5 protein-coding genes are annotated in these 24,863 nt (G+C 49.0%); 1 reads left to right on the top strand and 4 read right to left on the bottom strand.

Going from position 1 to position 24,863, the window contains the following annotated elements; genetic code table 11:
* Positions 1-132 precede the first annotated feature (132 nt).
* Positions 133-1,302: a vWA domain-containing protein gene (locus tag ACSLP7_RS04735; protein ID WP_435578249.1), complete on the top strand. Its 1,170-nt coding sequence runs from the start codon at positions 133-135 to the stop codon at positions 1,300-1,302.
* A 50-nt stretch (positions 1,303-1,352) separates the two neighbouring features.
* On the opposite strand, the gene ACSLP7_RS04730 is transcribed toward ACSLP7_RS04735, so the two are convergent.
* The 4 genes from ACSLP7_RS04730 to ACSLP7_RS04715 all read right to left on the bottom strand — a co-directional run bounded on the left by ACSLP7_RS04730 (position 1,353) and on the right by ACSLP7_RS04715 (position 24,838).
* Positions 1,353-2,351 carry a PorP/SprF family type IX secretion system membrane protein gene (locus ACSLP7_RS04730; protein WP_272832975.1) on the bottom strand — a complete coding sequence of 333 codons (999 nt, stop codon included), beginning with the start codon at positions 2,349-2,351 and terminating at the stop codon, positions 1,353-1,355.
* Positions 2,352-2,355: 4 nt separating this feature from the next.
* The gene (locus tag ACSLP7_RS04725) at positions 2,356-8,952 is read right to left on the bottom strand and encodes a T9SS type B sorting domain-containing protein (RefSeq protein ID WP_435578248.1); all 6,597 of its coding nucleotides are present in this window, start codon (positions 8,950-8,952) and stop codon (positions 2,356-2,358) included.
* A gap of 108 nt (positions 8,953-9,060) precedes the next feature.
* Positions 9,061-17,343: a T9SS type B sorting domain-containing protein gene (locus tag ACSLP7_RS04720; RefSeq protein WP_435578247.1), complete on the bottom strand. Its 8,283-nt coding sequence runs from the start codon at positions 17,341-17,343 to the stop codon at positions 9,061-9,063.
* A gap of 103 nt (positions 17,344-17,446) precedes the next feature.
* Positions 17,447-24,838, bottom strand: coding sequence for a choice-of-anchor L domain-containing protein (locus tag ACSLP7_RS04715; protein WP_435578246.1), 7,392 nt, complete (start codon positions 24,836-24,838; stop codon positions 17,447-17,449).
* Between the last annotated feature and the right edge of the window lie 25 nt (positions 24,839-24,863).

Here is a 24,863-nt window from a genome sequence, read left to right as displayed (position 1 = left end):
TTAGGCCAAAATTGACCACTTGCCTAAAACCAGAGTGAAGTTCCCTAAACGGTTGGCATGGTTGCCTCATTCTGACTTTTTCTTTCAGACCCATCCCGCTAGTTTTACCTCAGTAAAATAAAAAATATCGACATGAAACGAATTTTGATAGCAAGCTGTATTCTGGGCATGACATTACTGCCCTCTTGCAAAGGTGAAGTAAGCGATAATGAGAAGGATCTGGCCGTCGCCACTACTGCACCTGCCACCAACAATCCCAATAAGCACTTTATTAAAGTAGCCCTTTTATTAGACACCAGTAATTCCATGGACGGTCTTATTGACCAAGCCAAGGCTCAACTTTGGGAAATTGTCAATGAACTTTCTTATGCGCGTTGCAAATCAGTACAACCGAACTTGCAAATTGCGCTTTACGAATATGGTAATGATGGCTTACCGAGTCAAGAAGGACATATCAGACAGGTACTCAACTTTACCAATGACTTAGATGAAGTATCTAAAGAGCTTTTTTCTTTAAGTACTAATGGAGGTAGTGAGTACTGCGGACAAGTGGTACAGACTTCCTTAAACCAATTGAATTGGGGTAAAGATGGAGACGATCTTAAAATGGTATTCATTGCCGGAAACGAACCCTTTACTCAAGGAACTGTAAACTACGTGGACGCCGCTCAAGACGCCAAGGAAAAAGGAGTAGTCGTGAACACTATTTTCTGCGGAGACTTCAATCAAGGAGTTCACACTAAGTGGAAAGACGGAGCGGATTTGACTTACGGAGATTATATGGCTATTGACCACAATCAACGTACCGTGCATATTGCATCGCCTTATGACGATGTGATCTTACAACTCAACCTTAAGCTTAACAATACCTATGTGCGCTATGGCGCGATTGGATATGCTAAGGCTGAACAGCAAGCTGTTCAAGACAGCAATGCAGAATCTTACGGAAAGGCTAACGCAGTGAGCAGAACAGTAAGCAAGGGAAGTGGAATGTATAAGAATACTTCTTGGGACCTTGTTGATGCCATTGAAGCTGATGAGGATTTCGAACTGGAAGAATTAGAGGAAGAATACCTTCCGGAAGAGCTGAAAGGGAAAACTCCAGAAGAGATCAAAGCTTATGTTGCTGAGCAAGCAGCGGTCAGAGCTGAGATTCAAAAGGAGATTCAAAAGCTCAATGAAAAACGCCGCTTATTCATTGCAGAGAAGCAAAAAGAAGAAGGAACAAACGGCTTAGGTAACGCTATGCTAGAAGCCATTAAAAAGCAGGCAGAAAAGAAAAATTACACTTGGGAACGCTAGTTACAACAAGCTAGAAAAAGAAAAAGCCCCGAATCATCGGGGCTTTTTTATTAGTTAATCGCAGGACAATTACAATCGTATTCCTCTCTGCGTTTTCCAAAGTCAAATCCTAAGGTGATCTGGTGGAATCCACCGGTATCAAATCGCACCGTTCCGATTTGGTAAGAGTAGGTGTAAGCGAACATCCACTGCCCGTAGTTCACCCCAACAATAGGAGTAACCAACTGCAACTTCTGATCACCAATATTCACTCCGTCTAAGAACTCCGCACCGTCAAAACTTCTGCGGTAAGACAAGGCACCCCAAACAGTACCAAAGTCAAGTTCCTTATAAGCCTTGAAGTTTAAGTCAATAAACTTCTCTCCAGTGCGCTCAGTAAGCTGAAACAAGGTAGACGGTTCAAAGGTCCATCCACTGTAACGCGTAGAAAACGTATATGCTGCAGATAGTAAGTAACGTCTCTGATTTGCTGATTCAAACTCTTCTGAGAACAATCCTCTATTTCTAAAAATCAAGTTCTTTACAGTAAAGTGCGCTGAAAAATCCAAGAAGTTATAAGACGCTCCAACATCTACATTAAAGTAAGACGTACTCTGAATAATACCCGCAATTACTGGGTCAAAGTCATTCAAGTCAAAATTAGTCTCATCTAAAGAAGACTGCACCAAACCAGCACTCAAACCAAACGAGAGTTGATTCAGATCTACGGGAGATCTTGAAAACATAATGTGGTGAGCATAGGTCAGATATCCTCCAGTCTGAGAGTGGAAACCGTTTTGGTCGTTGAACAAGATTGCTCCAATTCCCGACTGATCCCCCAATCTAGCATTAAAGGCCAAAGTTTGTAAGTTCGGCGCATCATTTTGATCAAACCATTGCTGTCTAGCCGATAGTCTAATCTGGTTGCTGTTTGCAGCCCCAGCCATAGATGGATGCAGTAGATATAGATTATCTGAAAGGTAATCTGAGTACACAGGTATTCCTTCCTGTGCATTCATTATACCACATACAAGTAGGGCAATAATCGGGGATAATTTCTTCAAGTTCATGCAATTATCTTTTTAAGGTAAAGTGTCCTCTAAATTCTTTTTCAATTTCGTCTTCGTCATAGATCACTTGGAACCAGTAATCACTTGATGGCATTGGGTTACCGTTGTAGGTTCCGTCCCATCCTGGACCCAGTGGACTCAGCTGCTTGAGTAACTTTCCAAATCTGTCAAATATATAAATTTTTGCCGTAGGGTTACTGGCGATTCCTATGATGTTCCAGGTGTCGTGGAAGCCGTCTTGGTTCGGGGTGAAGAACAGCGGATAGTCAATCACTCCTACCGGTATGCTCACGCTTCCACAGCCGTTCTGATCCACGATGGTCACGATGTGATCTCCCGGAGTCACATTGGTGAACAGTCCACTCTCCTGAAGCGGTCCGTCATCCAATTGGAAGAAGTACACTCCCAGCCCTGTTGCCTCCGCCTGGATCTGATGATCGTCTGCAAAGGCGTTGCTGATCACCTCGGCACTGAAGCTCGTCGGTGGTGAGGATACCGTCACCGTAGTCGAGGCCTCCGCACTACAGCCCAGTCCGCTGGTGGTCTCCGTAGCGATCACCGTATAGGTGCCTCCTGCTCTGGCCACGATGCTCGCCGTGGTCTCCGGCAATGGATTGCCGTTTAAGAACCACTCAAAAGTGTAGTCCAGATCACTTAAGCCCGTGTTGATCACTGGTGGTGATGACTCTCCAAACTCGTTCTGGATTGGGTTACCAAATTCATCCACACACAGTCTGTAGCTGTCCTCCAAGGTGATCACCGGCAGTGGTGACACCTCCAAGGTCACTGTAGTGATGGCAAAACAGTCCGTGTCCGTATTGGTCACCCGTGCCCAGATCACTTGCGGGTTGCTCGTATTGATGTAGCTGTCCGGTAGTGCATTGTCTCCCGTGGTGGCATCCACCTCGTTTTCGTGGTAGCTCACTACATAGATCACCGGATCTTGTCCATTGAGTATCTCGGCATCTTGCGTAGAGAGGGTGAACTCCCCAATACCGTCCGTGCCATCGCCTACATTATCACAAATGCGGTACACTGCTGCTGGCGCGGTGGCCGTGGCGCCTTCTCTAACCTCGATGTTAAAGCTCTGCGTGGCCGAGTAACAGCCCGTCACCGTATTGGTAATGCGTACATAGATCGTCTGTGGATTGGTCACATTCACAAAGGCCTCGGGTGTGGCAATCGCATTGATGCCTGCATCAGCGTCGGCCTCCACCTCGTGGAAGGTGATAACCAAGTCCGTTGGATCTTGTCCCCCTAAGATCTCTGGGATCTTCGTGTTCAGATCAAAGGTCGCCACGCCGTCGGTAGCCAACTCACAGATGATGTAATCACTCACCTCTGGCGTCTCCGGTAATGGGTGGACAATAATCGGCAACTCTACTAATGTGAAGCAGCCTGTGGTGTCGTTGGTAATGCGTACCCAGATGATCTGTGGCGTCTCGGTATTGCTGTAGGCCGTTGGGTCTGGGATGGCCAACAGTGGGTCGCCCGCCTGTGCATCAGCCTCAGTTTCATAGTAACTGGCCGATACCCCTGGTTCTCCGCCGATGATCTCTGCCTCTCTTTGGGTCAGATCGATCACCTCTATCCCGTCACCTACCGTCACTTCATCACACACCTCGATCGGATCGGGGTTCGTGTTCGGAGATGGGTTAGGCAATACTCTTATCGTTAAGGTCGTGAACGAGACACAGCCCGTGTCGCCGTCCGTCACTCGAACCCAGATCGTCTGTGGGTTCACCGTGTTGGTGTAGTCCGTCGCTGGGTCTATCGCATCCGTATCGTTTTGTGCGTCTGTCTCTGTGGTATAGTACTGTACCAGTAAGCCTGGTGCGCCTAGGGTAATGTCGTCCTCTGCCTGAGTCAGATCAAAGCTTGCAAAACCGTCTGCCGTCTCGTCATCACAACGCTCCAAGGCATCCAGATCGCCCGGGGCGGCAATCACCGGTGGCAAGCTTACAATCAGCTCAAAGCTGCCCACACTCGCGCAGCCCGTTAGCGGATCAAACAAGCGTACCCAGATCGTCTGTGGGTTGGTCGTATTGACAAAGGCCGTTGGCGTTACGATTGGCATCACTCCGGCCAAGGCATCTGCCTCGCTCAAGTGGTAGCTCAGATCCAGCGTCGCTGGGTCTTGCGTGCCGTAGATCTCTGGATCCTTCGTCGTTAGATCAAACACTGCGATGCCGTCGTCGTCATCATCACAGATCACAAAGTCTTCGATCTCTAATGGCAGCTCTGGAGAGTTCAGTACAATCAGCTCCAACTCTACGATGGCAAAGCAGCCCGTCAGGGTGTTCTCTACTCTGGCGTAGACAATCTGGCTGTAGGCCACAATGTTCGCATAAGGAGATACCAGTGGGAACAGATCCGCCTCGGCATCTGCCAGGGTCTCGTGGTAGCTCACCACCACATCCGGCTCGCCGTTGATGATCTCAATGTCTCTATCAGTCAGTATAAAACTGTCTACAAAACCGTCGTTGTCCGCATCACAGATCTCAATCGGTGTGGGATCTGGGGTGGGACTCGGTTGTGGGTTTACTCGTAAGTCTAAGGTCACCACATCACTCACAAAACAGCCCGTGTCTGGGTCTTCTACCCGTACAAAGATCGTCTGCGGGTTGCTCGTATTGGTGTAAGGACTCGTCAGTGGGTTGTCTCCCGCATCGGCATCGGCTGCAGTCTCGTGGTAGGTCACAATCAAAGAAGTGTCTCCGCCCGTGATCTCTGCCGTGGCCAGCTCCAAGTCAAACTCCTCAACCTCGTCGCCCGGATTGTTCACATCACACAGCTCCAAAGGAGTCGGTGGGAATACCCGCGGTGGGAAGTTTACAATCAGCTCTAAAGTGGTGGTAGAGCTGCACATATTCGTGTTGTCCGTCACCAAAACAAAGACCGTCTGTGGGTTGGTCAAGTTCGTATAGGCTGTAGCCGGAGCGATCAGCGAAGTAAAGGCCGCATCCTCATAATATTCTACCGTGTAATCCGCAGGATCCAAACCGTCCAAGATCTCCGGATCTTTCACCGTCAAGTCAAACACCACAATGCCGTCGTCGTTGTCGTCGCAAGCTAAAAGTGGTTCGGGATCAACGATCTGAGGCGTGTCTAGTACGATGAGTACTAACTCGACAATATTGAAACATGAGTCTCCTGTAGTCACAGCATTTTCAACGCGAGCGTATACTGTTTGAGTTCCAAATACAATATTGTTATACGGACTAACTAATGGTAAAACGCCATTGGTAGCATCCGCTAAAGTTTCATGATAAGTCACGATCACATCCGGTGCACCGCCAGTGATCTCAAGAGTGGCATCCTCTAAAGTAAACACACCAAATCCGTCATTATCAGGATCACAGTATTCTAAAGGAGTTGGCGTAATAGCCGTTGGTGCGTCAAGCACTTCCAACTCCATTGAAGTTGTTGCATAACAGCCTGTCGTAACCGATTCCACACGAACAAAAATGGTCTGTGGATTTGAAATATTGGTATAAAGCGTTGGCAACGGCGCCGTTCCTGTATCAGCATCCGCAAGTGTTAAATGGAAACTCACTGCAAGATCTGTATCGCCAGCTGTGATCTCAGGGATCTTGACGGTTAAATCAAATTCGGTGAATCCATCAGCAACACCTGTGTCACAAAGTACAAATGGCTCTGGATCCACAGGAACAGGATCTGGTGGGTTATTGATCACAAACGGTCCTGGAATTACTTCAGTACAGTCGTTGAGTGTAATGGTAACATCCGTCACAGTCCCCGCGAGCACACCGCCAACGGTAACCGTACCGGTTGCGTCTGCAGTAAACACAGCCGCCGCAATAGGCGTTCCATCAAGTGTATATCCAACGCTATAGTTGAAACCAGCAGTTAAGCCTGTAATGGTAATGGTACCTCCTGGACCACAAATCGTGGAGTCAGAAACACTTACTGCAGGAGTCAAAATAGGATCACTCAGGACGTAAGGTCCTGGGTCAACCGTAATACACGGTGAAGACTCAACGGTAATATCCGTATAAGTTCCACTGTCTAAAGTTCCAATGATGATATCTCCAGCTGCATCAGATGTAAAAGGTGCTGGACCAACCACCACACCATCTACAGTGTAAGTAACGTTATAGGTTGTTGACGGATCCAATCCGCTTAAAGTGATAACCCCATCAGAATCACAAAGGATCAAATCTGTGGTAGTTACCGTAAAAGTTAGAGGTGGATAGGTAATCGTATATGGTCCTGGGTCAACGATAGAACAAGCACCTTGCTCTACGGTAACGTTAGTATAAGTTCCTTCCGCCAATCCGGTAATAATGATGTTTCCAGCACCATCCGTTGTATAGCTTACTGGACCAACCACGACACCGTCTACGGTATAGGTAATATCATAAGTTTCACCCGGATTCAATCCAGAAATGGTCAGAGTACCATCTGGCGCACAGGTTGGTGGGTCAGAGGTTGAAACTGTAAAGGCAAAGCCAGGATATGCCAGAATATACGTTCCACCATCAAAAGCGTCACAACCACCTAAAGAAACGTTGATTGTGGTATAAGTTCCTTGATCCAACCCAGTGATTGTAAATTCACCAGCTGCATCTGTTGTATAATTAACTGGGCCAACCACGACACCGTCTAAAGTATAAGTTACCTCATATGTTGTGGATGGATTTAATCCAGTAAATGTAAGAATACCATCTGCTGTACAACCTGTTGGTTGAGTCGCTGATACTGTATAAACTGGGGCACCTGGATCTACGAGCGTAACTACATCGTCTGCCATAAAATCACACCCTAAAGCATTGGTCAACGCGAATGCGTCATAAACCCCGGCGTCTAAGCCAGTGATCAAAATATTTCCTAATACGTCTGAGGTTAGACTGATAGGTCCTACCGGAACACCGTCATCTTCATAGGTAATATCATAGGTAGTAGAAGGTACTAAGTTGGAAATATTGATGAAACCGTCATCACCACCACAAACTGTTGGATTGGTTCCAGTGAATCGGATCAAAGTTGGAGTAGTAATTACTCCCGATCCTGTGAAATCTGCAAAGGTGTAGTAGTACACAAAGGATTCAGATTCTCCCGGATTTAAGGTTCCAACGTTAACGGCTATAGAGATTGCCTCATCCGCAGTATTTGTTGCTCCCTCCGTTTGTGTAAACCCAATTCCGTTCCAAACATCAGAAGGATCACGGTTTGCAAATCCTCCAAAGGTCACCCGTGAGCGCTCATCTCGAGCATAAAAACACACGTTAGACCCATCGGCATCTGGCTCAGAAGCTGCCAAAGGATCTTGGAAAGCACAAACAAAGGCCAAAGGTTGTCCAGGGGCAGCCTGTGCAATGATCTCATTATCTGTGACGAAATTACCATTAATGGATTGGTTGTTATCTGGATCTACATTGTGCATCCAGAAAATATCGTTTTTAGGAGTAGCGCCCACATTGGTCAAAATGGTTTCCATCTGAATAAACAGACCAAAGCCCGTTACAATAATTCGACGGTCAATTTGAATATCATCAATCTGCCCCGACCAATTGATCACTGCCAATTCCCCACTACAAGGATCTGACTCAATAGAGGCCGACGTAATCGAACCTGGAATGTCAAAAATAGGTGGTGGCGAACCTGTAGAAGCTCGGTTATTATTATAGGCAATACCATCGATTTCTATAGCAAAGCCTTCCTCAGGCGATCCCGGAGTAAAGTAACATCCGTCATAATCGACCCAGTTGTCTCGTTGTGGATTTGCAATATATCCGAAGAGATTGTTGGCAACATCACGTGGATCGTGAAAGAAAGGCGGCGCTAGTCCTGCGGGTGCTCCGAACACCCCGTTCTCAACTACACCTACTTCCATATAGGATCCGCGCGCAAAGGCGACGTCTCCGACCATCATGGCTTCGAGATCTCCGTTTCCAATTATACATTGGACCCCTATATCATTTGAACTCGAACAGCCTGTGGCATCGGTAACCGTTAAATTGACAAAATATATTCCACTGGTTGCATAGGCGTGATTAACCGTGGTCCCTGTATCTGTAGTTCCATCTCCAAAATCCCAAGTATAGGTAGCTCCCGTACCATCTACTCCAAAGATTCCACTACCGTTAAAAGTGATATTATCAAGTGGATCAGCAACAATAACCCCAGCAACATCTGCGGGTACCGAGCTGTCAAATACTGCGGTCACCAATTGGCAACATGATATGTTAGCATTCCAACCAGCTCCAAAGATGACTGCGTCGGATACAAAACGAATCGTCAAACAACCCGATGGATCAGAGGCCTCAACAAAACCTGGGCTTGCCGCGCCTGTAAATGTTCCGATCAATGGTGAGGCCGTTGTAGGCCCATCATAGATTTCCATGAAGTCTCCCGTGGCCAAATTGAATGCAGTAAAATCCAATTCAATTCCAAGGCCAGGAATATCAGAACATAAGGTTATCGTAAAGTCTTCATTATTCGCGTAGGCACCAACGGTTCCTCCAGAATCTGTAAAGTTTCCAACACAGGTATTGAACGTTCCATCTTGCATTAGAATGGTTTGGGACCAACCAGCGTATGAAAGACAGAAAAAGAGGAGTAAAAGGAGCTTTTTCATTGTAGGTAGTTTAGCTGTCAAATATATCGATCATTCTTCGGCACGAAGGCAAAAGTTAAACAAATTCTATGATTAACACCTTTTATTAACATATTTATTGATCAAGGGTTATCTTTTTAAGCTAAAATGTCCTTTAAACTCTTTGTTTATCCCGTCTTCTTGGTAAATCACTTGGAACCAGTAATCACTTGACGGCATCGGGTTACCGTTGTAGGTTCCGTCCCATCCTGGACCCAGTGGACTCAGCTGCTTGAGCAGTTTCCCAAAGCGGTCGTAGATGTAGATCTGCGCCGTTGGATTGCTGGCAATTCCAATGATGTTCCAGGTGTCGTGGAAGCCGTCTTGGTTCGGGGTGAAGAACAGTGGATAGTCGATCACTCCTACCGGGATACTCACACTTCCACAGCCGTTCTGATCCACGATGGTCACGATGTGATCTCCCGGAGTCACATTGGTGAACAGTCCACTCTCCTGAAGCGGTCCGTCATCCAATTGGAAGAAGTACACTCCCAGCCCTGTTGCCTCCGCCTGGATCTGATGATCGTCTGCAAAGGCGTTGCTGATCACCTCGGCACTGAAGCTCGTCGGTGGTGAGGATACCGTCACCGTAGTCGAGGCCTCCGCACTACAGCCCAGTCCGCTGGTGGTCTCCGTAGCGATCACCGTATAGGTTCCGCCTGCTCTGGCTACGATGCTCGCCGTGGTCTCCGGCAATGGATTGCCGTTTAAGAACCACTCAAAGCTGTAGTCCAGATCACTTAAGCCCGTGTTGATCACCGGTGGTGATGACTCTCCAAACTCGTTCTGGATCGGGTTACCAAATTCATCCACACACAGTCTGTAGCTGTCCTCCAAGGTGATCACCGGCAGTGGTGATACCTCCAAGGTCACTGTAGTGATGGCAAAGCAGTCCGTGTCCGTATTGGTCACCCGTGCCCAGATCACTTGCGGGTTGCTCGTATTGATATAGCTGTCTGGTAGCGCATTGTCTCCCGTGGTGGCATCCACCTCGCTTTCGTGGTAGCTCACTACATAGATCACCGGATCCTGTCCGCCCAGTATCTCGGCATCTTGTGTAGAGAGGGTGAACTCCCCAATGCCGTCCGTGCCATCGCCTACATTATCACAAATGCGGTACACTGCTGCTGGTGCGGTGGCCGTGGCGCCTTCTCTAACCTCGATGTTAAAACTCTGCGTGGCCGAGTAACAGCCCGTCACCGTATTGGTAATGCGTACATAGATCGTCTGTGGGTTGGTCACATTCACAAAGGCCTCGGGTGTGGCAATCGCGTTGATGCCTGCATCAGCGTCGGCCTCCACCTCGTGGAAGGTGATAACCAAGTCCGTTGGATCTTGTCCCCCTAAGATCTCTGGGATCTTCGTGTTCAGATCAAAGGTCGCCACGCCGTCGGTAGCCAACTCACAAATGATGTAATCACTCACCTCTGGTGTCTCCGGCAGTGGGTGGACAATAATCGGCAACTCTACTAATGTGAAGCAGCCTGTGGTGTCGTTGGTAATGCGTACCCAGATGATCTGTGGCGTCTCGGTATTGCTGTAGGCCGTTGGGTCTGGGATGGCCAACAGTGGGTCGCCCGCCTGTGCATCAGCCTCAGTTTCATAGTAACTGGCCGATACCCCTGGTTCTCCGCCGATGATCTCTGCCTCTCTTTGGGTCAGATCGATCACCTCTATCCCGTCACCTACCGTCACTTCGTCACACACCTCGATCGGATCGGGGTTCGTGTTCGGAGATGGGTTAGGCAATACTCTTATCGTTAAGGTCGTGAACGAGACACAGCCCGTGTCGCCGTCCGTCACTCTAACCCAGATCGTCTGTGGGTTCACCGTGTTGGTGTAGTCCGTCGCTGGGTCTATCGCATCCGTATCGTTTTGTGCGTCTGTCTCTGTGGTATAGTACTGTACCAGTAAGCCTGGCGCTCCTAGGGTAATGTCGTCTTCTGCCTGAGTCAGATCAAAAGAAGCAAAACCGTCTGCGGTCTCGTCATCACAACGCTCCAAGGCATCCAGATCTCCCGGGGCGGCAATCACCGGTGGCAAGCTTACAATCAGCTCAAAGCTGCCCACACTCGCGCAGCCCGTTAGCGGATCAAACAAGCGTACCCAGATCGTCTGTGGGTTGGTCGTATTGACAAAGGCCGTTGGTGTTACTATGGGCATCACCCCTGCCAAGGCGTCTGCCTCGCTCAAGTGGTAGCTCAGATCCAGCGTCGCTGGGTCTTGCGTGCCGTAGATCTCCGGATCCTTCGTCGTTAGATCAAACACTGCGATGCCGTCGTCGTCATCATCACAGATCACAAAGTCTTCGATCTCTAATGGCAGCTCTGGAGAGTTCAGTACAATCAGCTCCAACTCTACGATGGCAAAGCAGCCCGTTAGGGTGTTCTCTACTCTGGCGTAGACAATCTGGCTGTAGGCCACAATGTTCGCATAAGGCGATACCAGTGGGAACAGATCCGCCTCGGCGTCTGCCAAGGTCTCGTGGTAGCTCACCACCACATCAGGCTCCCCGTTAATGATCTCAATGTCTCTATCGGTCAGTATAAAACTGTCTACAAAACCGTCGTTGTCCGCATCACAGATCTCAATCGGTGTGGGATCTGGGGTGGGACTCGGTTGTGGGTTTACTCTTAAATCTAAGGTCACCACATCACTCACAAAACAGCCCGTGTCTGGGTCTTCTACCCGTACAAAGATCGTCTGCGGGTTGCTCGTATTGGTGTAAGGACTCGTCAGTGGGTTGTCTCCCGCATCGGCATCGGCTGCAGTCTCGTGGTAGGTCACAATCAAAGAGGTGTCTCCGCCCGTGATCTCTGCCGTGGCCAGCTCCAAGTCAAACTCCTCAACCTCGTCGCCCGGATTGTTCACATCACACAGCTCCAAAGGAGTCGGTGGGAATACCCGCGGTGGGAAGTTTACAATCAGCTCTAAAGTGGTGGTAGAGCTGCACATATTCGTGTTGTCCGTCACCAAAACAAAGACCGTCTGTGGGTTGGTCAAGTTCGTATAGGCCGTAGCCGGAGCGATCAGCGAAGTAAAGGCCGCATCCTCATAATATTCTACCGTGTAATCCGCAGGATCCAAGCCGTCCAAGATCTCCGGATCTTTCACCGTCAAGTCAAACACCACAATGCCGTCGTCATTGTCGTCACAAGCTAAAAGTGGTTCGGGGTCTATAATTTCTGGAGTATTGAGGACTACTAAATCCAACTCAACCACGGAGAAACAATCTTCTACCAATGGTGTCTCCACACGAGCATAGATGGTTTGCGTTCCAAACACAATGTTGTTGTACGGGCTTGCCAATGGCAACAGCCCGCTCTCTGCATTGGCCTCCGTCTCGTGATAGGTTACCGTAAGTGTTGGATCGCCGCCGGTAATCTCTAAAGTGGCGTCTTCTAAGTTGAACTCGCCAAAGCCGTCGTTGTCCGGATCGCAATACGTCAGCGGTTCAGGAGTCATCGCTGCATCTGGGTTCACTACAAGCAGCTCTAAGGGTTGTACCCCGTAGCAGCCCGTTGAGGAATCATCCACACGTACGTAGATAATCTGTGGGTTCACCACATTGGTGTAGATCGGTGGCAGTGGGTCCACACCCGCCTCAGCATCGGCATCACTGAAGTAATACTGTACCGAATAGAACGGATTGCCGTCAATGATCTCCAAATTGTTCACCGTCAAGTCAAACTCCGTAAAGCCGTCCACCACATCGTCCTCACACAAGGCGTATGGCGTAGGTACCGTAAAGAGCGGTCTGGCAATAACAAAAAGATCGAACTGGCCTTGTTGTACACATTCATCGGCATCCTCCGTGCGTACATAGATCGTCTGTGGGTTGGTCACGTTGTTGTAAGCATCTGCCGGGGTGATCGGCGCTGCTCCTACAGCAGCATCGGCAGGGGTAACGTGATAGGTAATGGTCAGTCCCGTTGGATCGGGCACCACTACCGTGTCGTATAGTGTCAGATCAAAGGTCGTAGAACCGTCCGCAATCGGATCATCACAAAGCTCAATGGTTGGGAAGCTACCGATATCGGTTGCAGGTAGTACAATCAGCTCCAACTCCGTAGTGGCAAAACAGCCCGTAATGGAGTTCTCAATGCGCGCATACACGATCTGTGGGTTAGCGATGTTCGGGTAAGGTGATACCAGCGCCGTGGCTGGATCTCCAGCCTCGGCCAAGGCCAAGGTCAGGTAGTAGTTCACAAACACATCCGGTTGTCCTCCGATGATGTCAGCATCAGCCAGGGTCAGATCAAACAGGGCTACATCGTCCGCATCGTTGTCGCAACGCTCCAGTGGAGTTGGTGGGAAGGCCGTAGGTGGCGCATAGACGATAAGCTCTAGTGGTGTGGTATCGTGACAGCCTGTGGTGGAGTCATCGATCCGTGCGTAGATGATCTGTGGATTACTCGTATTGGTAAAAGGACTGGTCAGTGCTGGCGTGGCAGCATCAGCCTCTGCCTCGGTTAAATAATAACTTACACTCAAAGTTGGGTCGCCGCCGGTGATCTCCGGATCTTTTACCGTCAGATCAAAAGGTGCAAAGCCGTCCAAGACCGCATCGTCACATATACCCAATGGGGTTGGCGTGACAAAGATCGGTAGCGGAAGTACTTCCAACTCAAAAAGACCAATGGTCACACAGCCGTCGGAGTTCACTACCCGTACATAGATCGTCTGTGGGTTACTCGTGTTGGTATAGGCGTCTGCAGGAGTAATGACAGGAGTTCCTGCTGAGGCGTCCGCAGCCGTCTCGTGATAGGTAATGTCCAGACCAGTGGGGTCTGCCGCAATCTCAAAATCCCAAAGCGTGAGATCAAAGACCGTAAAGCCGTCGGCTACATCGTCGTCACACAACTCATAGGTGGGTAGTGGGGTGGCCAGAATCACGATCAGTTCCAACTCCGTGATATCAAAACAGCCCGTCAAAGTATTTTCTATTCGTGCGTAAACCGTCTGTGGACTCGTCACGTTGGTATACGGACTGGCCAATGCTGTAGCCGGATCGCCGATCTCGGCCTCCGCAAAACTGAAGTAGTAGTTTACAAAGACGCCCGTCTGACCGCCGATGATATCTGCATCCGCCTGGGTCAGATCAAACTCATCAAAACCGTCCGTGTCCGTATCACACTCCTTAAGCGAGACCGGTGGATTGGCAAATGGCGTGTCTAAAACAACCAGATCAAAACTCTCGATCACAAAACAGCCCGTGGCCGTAACTTCAATACGCGTCCAAATGGTCTGCGGATTGCTTGTATTGGTATAAAGCAAAGGAAGTGCTGGTGCGCCAGCCTCAGCATCCGCCAAAGAAACAAAGTAGTTTACCGTAAGCAAAGGATCATCCGCAGTCATTGCCGTAGTCACCGTGCTTAAATCAAACTCCGTGGCATCATCCAAAGTACCGTCGTAATCACATAGCTCGTAAGCTACTGGTGGGGTATATACCGGATCAGGAGGGTTATTGATCACAAAAGGACCTGGCAAAGTGATGTTACAATCATTCAAGGTCACAATGACATCTGTATAAACTCCGGCTAACAATCCTCCGATCAAAACAACTCCAGCTGTATCCGCAGTATAGGAAACAGCACCCAGGGCAACACCATCAACAGTGTAGGCAATATCATAGGTAAATCCGGGACTTAAGCTGCTAATTTGTAGAGCTCCATCCGGACCGCAAATTGGTGAGTCAATAGGCGTTACTACTGGATCCAAAACTGGATTATTCAACACATATGGCCCTGGATCTATAGTGATACAAGGAGAGGACTCCACGGTAATATCTGTATAAGTTCCCGCATCTAGCCCACCGATGATCAACTGGCCAGCTCCATCAGATGTCAAAGCCAAAGGCCCGACCACAGTACCATCAACGGTATAGGTCACATCAAAAGTCGTGGATGGAAACAATCCGTCTAGAATCAACTCACCGTCAGAATCACAAAGAATAAGGTCTACCGTAGTAACGGTGAAGATGATATCAGGATAAACAATTTCATAAACTCCCGGGTCAACAATAGAACAAACGCCTCCCTGCTCTACGGTGACATCCGTGTAGGTTCCTTGAGCTAAACCTGTTATTATAATGGTCCCTGCCGGATCTGTTGTATAGCTTACCGGACCAACCACAACACCATCTACAGTGTAAATAATCTCATAAGCTTCACTTGGATTCAAGCCAGTAATTGTCAAGGTTCCTTCTGGAACACAGCTCGACGGATTGGTTGTTGTAATATCAAAGGTGAAACCAGGAATGATAAGGTCATAGGTTCCCGGATCTATAGTTACACAATCTAATCGTTCTAGAGTGATGAGTGTGTAAGTGCCAGGACCCAAACCACTAATTAATATTGTTCCACTAGCATCTGAGGTATAATCCACAGGACCCACAACCGTACCATCTACCGTATAGGTAACACTGTAGGTCGTGTCTGCCAACAAACCGACAAATTCGAGGGTTCCGTCCAGCGTACAGCCTGTAGGATCTGTTGCAACAACGGTGAATGATGGTGGCTCCGGATCGCGTAAGTTGATCACATCGTCTGCAGTGAAGGCACAACCCAGTGCATTCTCAAAGTCGAACATATCATAAGTACCGGCATCCAGACCAGTCAATACGATCTCACCCAGAGGATTAGAGGTAAATACCAGCGGCCCAACAGGAACCCCATCGTCTTCATAATTGATGGTGTAATCTGTATCGGGAACCAAATTTGCAAAAGTGATAAAGCCGTCAGTACCGTCACAAACAGTTGGTGGAGTCCCCGTAATATTGATAAGAGAAGGCGCAGAAACCCCGTCTCCCCCAAAATCAGCAAACGAGTAGAAATAAACAAAATCTCTAGCCTCACCCGGGGCTAAAGAACCAATATTAAAGGCGATTGAAATGGCCTCATCCGCAGTGTTTATAGCGCCCTCTGTTTGCGTAAACCCTATTCCGTTCCAAACATCAGAAGGGTCTCGGTTAGCAAATCCTCCAAAGGTTACCTTAGCGCGCGGGTCGTTTGCATAGTAACATACGTTGGACCCGTCAGCATCTGGTTGAGAAGCTGCTAAAGGACCTTGAAATGCACAAACAAAGCTCGTAGGATCTGCAAAATCTGATTGTGATATAATTTCATTGGTGGTTGTGAAGTTCCCGTTGATGGATTGGTTGTTATCCGGATCTACATTGTGCATCCAGAAAATATCGTTTTTAGGAACGGCACCAACATTGGTCACTGTAGTTTCCATTTGTATAAACAGACCCAATCTTGTAACGATTACCCGTCTATCTATTTGAATATCATCAACCTGCCCCGACCATGTGATCACCGCCAATTCTCCAATACAGGGATCTGCTTCAATTGCTGCGGATACTATCCCGCCAGGAATTTCAAAGATTCCTGAAGGTCCAAAAGCAGTATTGTTGTTGTAGGCAACTCCATCGATCTCAATGGCAAAGCCTTCTTCTGGAGAACCTGGTGTAAAGTAACAACCGTCATAGTCAATCCAACCGTCTTGTTGCGGGTTAGCTATAAATCCGAAAAGGTTATTGGCAACATCACGCGGGTCGTTAAAAAGAGGAGGTCTCAATCCTGCTGGAGGACCAAATGCACCATTCGCAGCTAATCCAAGTTCCATATAGGACCCACGAGCAAATGCGACATCTCCTACCTGAACTGCCTCTAAGTCTGCGCTACCGATTGCGCACTGTACTCCAATATTATTGGTACTGAAGCATCCGCTGGCATCCGTAACGGTGAGGGTAACGGTATAAACACCGTCGGCAATATAAGCATGATTTACCGTAGTTCCGGTCGCTGTAGTACCATCGCCGAAATTCCATTCATAGGTCGCGCCAGTGCCATCAACGCCAAAAATTGCGCTACCATTAAAAGTGATATTATCTGTTGGAGCTGCTGTAATGGTTCCACCAACATCTGCGGGAACTGAGCTGTCAAATACAGCTTCGATACTTTGACAACAGGAGATATCTGCGTTCCAACCAGAAGCAACAACGGCGCCATCGGATTGAAAAACTATAGTTAAACAACCACTAGCACCCGTAGACTCAACCAATCCTGGACTGGTAGTACCAGTAAAAAACCCAAGGAATGGCGCAGCGGTATCTGGCCCATCAAATATTTGCATGCCGTCTCCAGCACCTAAATTGAATTCTGTAAAATCTAATCGTATTCCTAATCCGGCAACATCGGAGCAGAGCGTAATTGTAAAATTTTCCCCATCTGCATATGACGCGGTTGTATTACCGGAGTCGGTAAAATTACCGATACAGGTGTTGAAGGTTCCGTCCTGCATGACCACGGTTTGTGAGAAACCGGCATATGTCAACAAGAACGTTAAGAGTAGCAATCCCTTTTTCATAGCTTGGTTATTTTGCCTTCTACATCTTTAGTTTTATAAGTTAGATCATTTCTTCATCAATAGAAATATTATTAGATATCATTTAGTTAATTATCGTTGAAAGCTATCTTTTAAGACTAAAATGTCCTTTAAACTCTTTGTTTATCCCGTCTTCTTGGTAAATCACTTGGAACCAGTAATCACTTGACGGCATCGGGTTACCGTTGTAGGTTCCGTCCCATCCTGGACCCAGTGGACTCAGCTGCTTGAGCAGTTTCCCAAAGCGGTCGTAGATGTAGATCTGCGCCGTTGGATTGCTGGCAATTCCTATGATGTTCCAAGTGTCGTGGAAGCCGTCTTGGTTCGGCGTGAAGAACAGCGGATAGTCAATCACTCCTACCGGGATACTCACACTTCCACAGCCGTTCTGATCCACGATGGTCACAATGTGATCTCCCGGCGTTACATTGGTGAACAGTCCACTCTCCTGAAGCGGTCCGTCATCCAATTGGAAGAAGTATACCCCCAGCCCTGTTGCCTCCGCCTGGATCTGATGATCGTCTGCAAAGGCGTTGCTGATCACCTCGGCACTGAAGCTCGTCGGTGGTGAGGATACCGTCACCGTAGTCGAGGCCTCCGCACTACAGCCCAGTCCGCTGGTGGTCTCCGTAGCGATCACCGTATAGGTGCCGCCTGCTCTGGCTACGATGCTCGCCGTGGTCTCTGGCAATGGATTGCCGTTTAAGAACCACTCAAAAGTGTAGTCCAGATCACTTAAGCCCGTGTTGATCACTGGTGGTGATGACTCTCCAAACTCGTTCTGGATTGGGTTACCAAATTCATCCACACACAGTCTGTAGCTGTCCTCCAAGGTGATCACCGGCAGTGGTGATACCTCCAAGGTCACTGTAGTGATGGCAAAGCAGTCCGTGTCCGTATTGGTCACCCGTGCCCAGATCACTTGTGGGTTGCTCGTGTTGATATAGCTGTCTGGTAGCGCATTGTCTCCCGTAGTGGCATCCACCTCGTTTTCGTGGTAGCTCACTACATAGATCACCGGATCTTGTCCGCCCAGTATCTCGGCATCTTGTGTAGAGAGGGTGAACTCCCCAATGCCGTCCGTGCCATCGCCTACATTATCACAAATGCGGTACACTGCTGCTGGTGCGGTGGCCGTGGCGCCTTCTCTAACCTCGATGTTAAAGCTCTGCGTGGCCGAGTAACAGCCCGTCACCGTATTGGTAATGCGTACATAGATCGTCTGTGGATTGGTCACATTCACAAAGGCCTCGGGTGTGGCAATCGCATTGATGCCTGCATCAGCGTCGGCCTCCACCTCGTGGAAGGTGATCACTAGGTCCGTTGGATCTTGTCCCCCTAAGATCTCTGGGATCTTCGTGTTCAGATCAAAGGTCGCCACGCCGTCAGTAGCCAACTCACAGATGATGTAATCACTCACCTCTGGTGTCTCCGGTAATGGGTGTACTATAATCGGAAGCTCTACCAGGGTAAAGCAGCCTGTGGTGTCGTTGGTAATGCGTACCCAGATGATCTGTGGCGTCTCGGTATTGCTGTAGGCCGTTGGGTCTGGGATGGCCAACAGTGGGTCGCCCGTCTGTGCATCAGCCTGGGTCTCATAATAACTGGCCGATACCCCTGGTTCTCCGCCGATGATCTCTGCCTCTCTTTGGGTCAGATCGATCACCTCTACCCCGTCACCTACCGTCACTTCGTCACACACCTCGATCGGATCGGGGTTCGTGTTCGGAGATGGGTTAGGCAATACTCGGATCGTTAAGGTCGTGAACGAGACACAGCCCGTGTCGCCGTCCGTCACTCGAACCCAGATCGTCTGTGGGTTCACCGTGTTGGTGTAGTCCGTCGCTGGGTCTATCGCATCCGTATCGTTTTGTGCGTCTGTCTCTGTGGTATAGTACTGTACCAATAAGCCTGGCGCTCCTAGGGTAATGTCGTCTTCTGCCTGAGTCAGATCAAAAGAGGCAAAACCGTCTGCGGTCTCGTCATCACAACGCTCCAAGGCATCCAGATCTCCCGGGGCGGCAATCACCGGTGGCAAGCTTACAATCAGCTCAAAGCTGCCCACACTCGCGCAGCCCGTTAGCGGATCAAACAGGCGTACCCAGATCGTCTGTGGGTTGGTCGTATTGACAAAGGCCGTTGGTGTTACTATGGGCATCACCCCTGCCAAGGCGTCTGCCTCGCTCAAGTGGTAGCTCAGATCTAGCGTCGCTGGGTCTTGCGTGCCGTAGATCTCCGGATCCTTCGTCGTTAGATCAAACACTGCGATGCCGTCGTCATCGTCATCACAGATCACAAAGTCTTCGATCTCTAATGGCAGCTCTGGAGAGTTCAGTACAATCAGCTCCAACTCTACAATGGCAAAGCAGCCCGTCAGGGTGTTCTCTACTCGGGCGTAGACAATCTGGCTGTAGGCCACAATGTTCGCATAAGGCGATACCAGTGGGAACAGATCCGCCTCGGCATCTGCCAGGGTCTCGTGGTAGCTCACCACCACATCAGGCTCCCCGTTAATGATCTCAATGTCTCTATCAGTCAGTATAAAACTGTCTACAAAACCGTCGTTGTCCGCATCACAGATCTCAATCGGCGTGGGATCTGGTGTAGGACTCGGTTGTGGGTTTACTCGTAAGTCTAAGGTCACCACATCACTCACAAAACAGCCCGTGTCCGGGTCTTCTACCCGTACAAAGATCGTCTGCGGGTTGCTCGTGTTGGTGTAAGGACTCGTCAGTGGGTTGTCTCCCGCATCAGCATCGGCTGCAGTCTCGTGGTAGGTCACAATCAAAGAGGTGTCTCCTCCCGTGATCTCTGCCGTGGCCAGCTCCAAATCAAACTCCTCAACCTCGTCGCCCGGATTGTTCACATCACACAGCTCCAGTGGCGCTGGTGGGAATACCCGCGGTGGGAAGTTTACAATCAGCTCTAAAGTGGTGGTAGAGCTGCACATATTCGTGTTGTCCGTCACCAAAACAAAGACCGTCTGTGGGTTGGTCAAGTTCGTATAGGCCGTAGCCGGAGCGATCAGCGAAGTGAAGGCCGCATCCTCATAATATTCTACCGTGTAATCCGCAGGATCCAAACCGTCCAAGATCTCCGGATCTTTGAGCGTCAAGTCAAACACCACAATGCCGTCGTCATTGTCGTCGCAGGCTAAAAGTGGTTCGGGATCAACGATCTGAGGCGTGTCTAAGACGATGAGTTGGAGTTCTACCACTACAAAACAGTCCTCTACAAGAGGAGTTTCTACCCGCGCATAGATGGTTTGAGTTCCAAACACAATGTTGTTGTACGGGCTTGCCAGTGGCAACAGCCCGCTCTCTGCATTGGCCTCCGTCTCGTGATAGGTTACCGTAAGTGTTGGATCGCCGCCTGTAATCTCTAAGGTGGCGTCTTCTAAGTTGAACTCACCAAAGCCGTCGTTGTCCGGGTCGCAATACGTCAGCGGTTCAGGAGTCATCGCAGCATCTGGGTTCACCACAATCAGCTCCAAGGGTTGTACCCCGTAGCAGCCCGTCGAGGAATCATCCACACGTACGTAGATAATCTGTGGGTTCACCACATTGGTGTAGATCGGTGGTAGTGGATCCACGCCAGCCTCTGCATCGGCATCACTGAAGTAATACTGTACTGAGTAGAACGGATTGCCGTCAATGATCTCCAAATTGTTCACCGTCAAGTCAAACTCGGTAAAGCCGTCCACCACATCGTCCTCACACAGCGCGTATGGCGTAGGTACAGTAAAGAGCGGTCTGGCAATAACAAAAAGATCGAACTGTCCTTGTTGTACACATTCATCGGCGTCTTCTGTGCGTACATAGATCGTCTGTGGGTTGGTCACGTTGTTGTAAGCGTCTGCCGGGGTGATCGGCGCTGCTCCTACAGCAGCATCGGCAGGGGTAACGTGATAGGTAATGGTCAGTCCCGTTGGATCGGGCACCACTACCGTGTCGTATAGCGTCAGATCAAAGGTCGTAGAACCGTCCGCAATCGGATCATCACAAAGCTCAATGGTTGGGAAGCTACCGATATCGGTTGCAGGTAGTACGATCAGCTCCAACTCCGTAGTGGCAAAACAGCCCGTAATGGAGTTCTCAATGCGCGCATACACGATCTGTGGGTTGGCGATGTTCGGGTAAGGCGATACCAGCGCCGTGGCTGGATCTCCAGCCTCGGCCAAGGCCAAGGTCAGGTAGTAGTTCACAAACACATCCGGTTGCCCACCGATGATATCCGCATCCGCAAGGGTCAGATCAAACAGCGCTACATCGTCCGCATCGTTGTCGCAACGCTCCAATGGAGTTGGTGGGAAGGCCGTAGGTGGCGCATAGACGATAAGCTCTAGTGGCGTGGTATCGTGACAGCCTGTGGTGGAGTCATCGATCCGTGCGTAGATGATCTGTGGATTACTCGTATTGGTAAACGGACTGGTCAGTGCTGGCGTGGCAGCATCAGCCTCTGCCTCGGTTAAATAATAGCTTACACTCAATGTGGGGTCGCCGCCGGTGATCTCCGGATCTTTTACCGTCAGATCAAAAGGTGCAAAGCCGTCCAAGACCGCATCGTCACATATACCCAAGGGCGTTGGTGTGACAAAGATCGGTAGTGGAAGTACTTCCAACTCAAAAAGACCAATGGTCACACAGCCGTCGGAGTTCACTACCCGGACATAGATCGTCTGTGGGTTACTCGTGTTGGTGTAGGCGTCTGCAGGAGTAATGACAGGAGTTCCTGCTGAGGCGTCCGCAGCCGTCTCGTGATAGGTAATGTCCAGACCAGTGGGGTCTGCCGCAATCTCAAAATCCCAAAGCGTGAGATCAAAGACCGTAAAGCCGTCCGCTACATCGTCGTCACAAAGCTCGTAGGTGGGCAGTGGGGTGGCCAGAATCACAATCAGTTCTAACTCCGTGATATCAAAACAGCCCGTCAAGGTATTTTCTATTCGTGCGTAAACCGTCTGTGGACTTGTGACGTTGGTATATGGACTGGCCAGTGCTGTAGCCGGATCACCGATCTCGGCCTCTGCAAAACTGAAGTAGTAGTTCACAAAAACGCCCGTCTGACCACCAATGATATCCGCATCCGCCTGAGTCAGATCAAACTCATCAAAACCGTCCGTGTCCGTATCACACTCCTTGAGCGAGACTGGTGGGTTGGCAAATGGCGTATCTAAAACAACCAGATCAAAACTCTCAATCACAAAACAGCCCGTGGCCGTAACTTCGATACGCGTCCAAATGGTCTGAGGATTGCTCGTGTTGGTATACAGCAAAGGAAGTGCTGGAGCGCCAGCCTCAGCATCCGCCAAAGAAACAAAGTAGTTTACCGTAAGCAAAGGATCATCCGCAGTCATCGCAGTAGTAACCGTGCTTAAATCAAACTCCGTGGCATCATCCAAAGTACCGTCGTAGTCGCATAACTCGTAAGCTACTGGTGGGGTGAACACGGGTAATGGGTTAATAATTAGATCAAACTCTCCAACAATGGAACAGCCATCACTATTCTCCAATCGCACATAAATGGTCTGTGGATTGGACGTATTGGTATAAGCGTCCGCTGGGGTAATGGGTGAAGTCGCGGCATCCGCATCAGCAAGGGTCTCGTAGTAATTGATAACCAATCCTGTTGGGTCTGCAGTAACGTTAGTATCCCAAGTGGTTAGATCGAAAACGAAGAGTTCATCGGCATCATCATCACAAACAATGAAATCTGGAATTGGATCTACCAGAACCGGAGTATCGTACACGATCAACTCCAACTCCACAATACTGAAACAACGTGTTAAATCATTTTCAAGTCGCGCATAAACAATCTGCGGGTTTGAGGTATTCGTATAAGGACTTGCAAGATCGCCCGTTGCACCTGCTTCTGCATCTGAGAGCAATTCGTAGTAGCGCACGTTCAATCCAGTGCCGCCATCAATGATCTGAGCGTCGGCGTCGGTAAGGGTAAATTCAGCAAAACCATCATTATCACGATCACAAATGGTCAGTGGATCTGGCGTCCCCGGAATAGGCGCTGGGAAAAATTCAACCAAAACCTCATCTCCAACGGTACATCCAGAAGAAAAAATAGCTTCAAGACGATACAAACCAGGGGTATCAATGATAATCGTTGGAGAGGTCTCTCCTGGAATGGCATCAAACATTCCGGTAGCATCATTGAAAACATACCACTGGTAAGTGGCTCCTGGAGCACCACCTCCAGAACTCAAACTAACAGTTTCTCCCTCACAAGGAGCTGAACCATCTGAAATAAGAATATCATCACCTAAGTTGATATCAATATCAAAACTCCCCGCCTCAATGAAAACAGCCGCATCATAGAGGTCATCTTGGTTATCTGCAATTACTAATTTAATGTTATACGGATCTCCCGGAGTAACCATTCCCATAGCGGTGAGCACGGTGGTTTGACCGTTAAAGTCAATTGGCGCTGTGGTCTCATCAGCAAAGGGTGCAAAATTATAAGTGTCAAAATAGATCTCATTGACCGCTGCACATTGACCGGGAACTTCAGGACGAATGTTGGTTACCTGAATTGGAATTGCGGTTCCTGGCAATACAGCCAAGTTCTCCACCACACCTGTAGCCGTATTGGTCAAAATAAAAGCAAACGAATCTGAGAAACTACACTCAAAGTTTTGGTTGTATTCCTCCGAAGCAAAAATAAAGTCAAAGGCAATTTCGGGAATGGACGGCACGAAGTCGAACTGAATGTAAGAGGCGTTGTTCAGATCACCTGGAGCAATTCCCAAGATAGCGGCAAGATCGGCATCTCCCGGCCAGCCTCCGGCTCCGAGAATTTCATCATTAGGACCCTCGGCAGCCTCTGCAGACCCCGTGGTCAAGATAACTCCTTCAGCAAAAGGGAATCCACTTCCCTCAGCATTGAAATAACCGATTCCGTTAACATCTCCAAAATCAATTCCCGTACTTGAGGTATAATTGGAACTCTCTGCACAAGGGCTATCGATCAAAATATCTTCTACTAATTCTTGTACGGTGTAGGTTGTAGTATCTACATCAATAAAAGGAGACAAAGGAATATCTGTAGGCAAAATACAGCTGATGGCAGCTTCCCAACCTGCTCCAAAAACAACCGTATTCGATTGAAATCTCAGTGTCAGACAACCGGTTGTAGTTGCGGGTGAGGTGTAAACGGTACCTGGCGATGTAGGTCCGCTAAAAGAACCAATGATAGGTCCTGTGGTATCTGGGCCATCATAGATTGTGAGTATATCCCCTCCAGTTTCTGTAGCAAAAACTGTAAAATCTAAAGTAACAGCCATGCCAGCGGTATCCGGACAAAACGTGATTGTAAAATCTTCTCCATTCGCATAAGGCCCTGCAGTCCCGCCGGAATCCACAAAGGTTCCTGTACAGGTGTTGAAGGTACCATCCTGCATGACTATAGTCTGTGAAAAACCATAGGTACATGCTAAGAGGAAAAAGAGGGATAGTAATTGCTTTTTCATCGCTTTGGTCGGTTGTTGGTTATAT

Origin of the sequence: Gilvibacter sp., from assembly GCF_965601605.1 — a bacterium.
Classification (GTDB): Bacteria; Bacteroidota; Bacteroidia; order Flavobacteriales; family Flavobacteriaceae; genus Gilvibacter.
Note: the sequence above shows the minus strand (reverse complement) of the source record. Positions and strands in the feature narration are given on the sequence as shown.

Bases quoted from the DNA above. Each gene is read 5' to 3' on its own strand.
- ACSLP7_RS04730 (WP_272832975.1), bottom strand. From the start codon at position 2,351: ATGAACTTGAAGAAATTATCCCCGATTATTGCCCTACTTGTATGTGGT.
- ACSLP7_RS04735 (WP_435578249.1), top strand. From the start codon at position 133: ATGAAACGAATTTTGATAGCAAGCTGTATTCTGGGCATGACATTACTG.
- ACSLP7_RS04715 (WP_435578246.1), bottom strand. From the start codon at position 24,838: ATGAAAAAGCAATTACTATCCCTCTTTTTCCTCTTAGCATGTACCTAT.
- ACSLP7_RS04725 (WP_435578248.1), bottom strand. From the start codon at position 8,952: ATGAAAAAGCTCCTTTTACTCCTCTTTTTCTGTCTTTCATACGCTGGT.
- ACSLP7_RS04720 (WP_435578247.1), bottom strand. From the start codon at position 17,343: ATGAAAAAGGGATTGCTACTCTTAACGTTCTTGTTGACATATGCCGGT.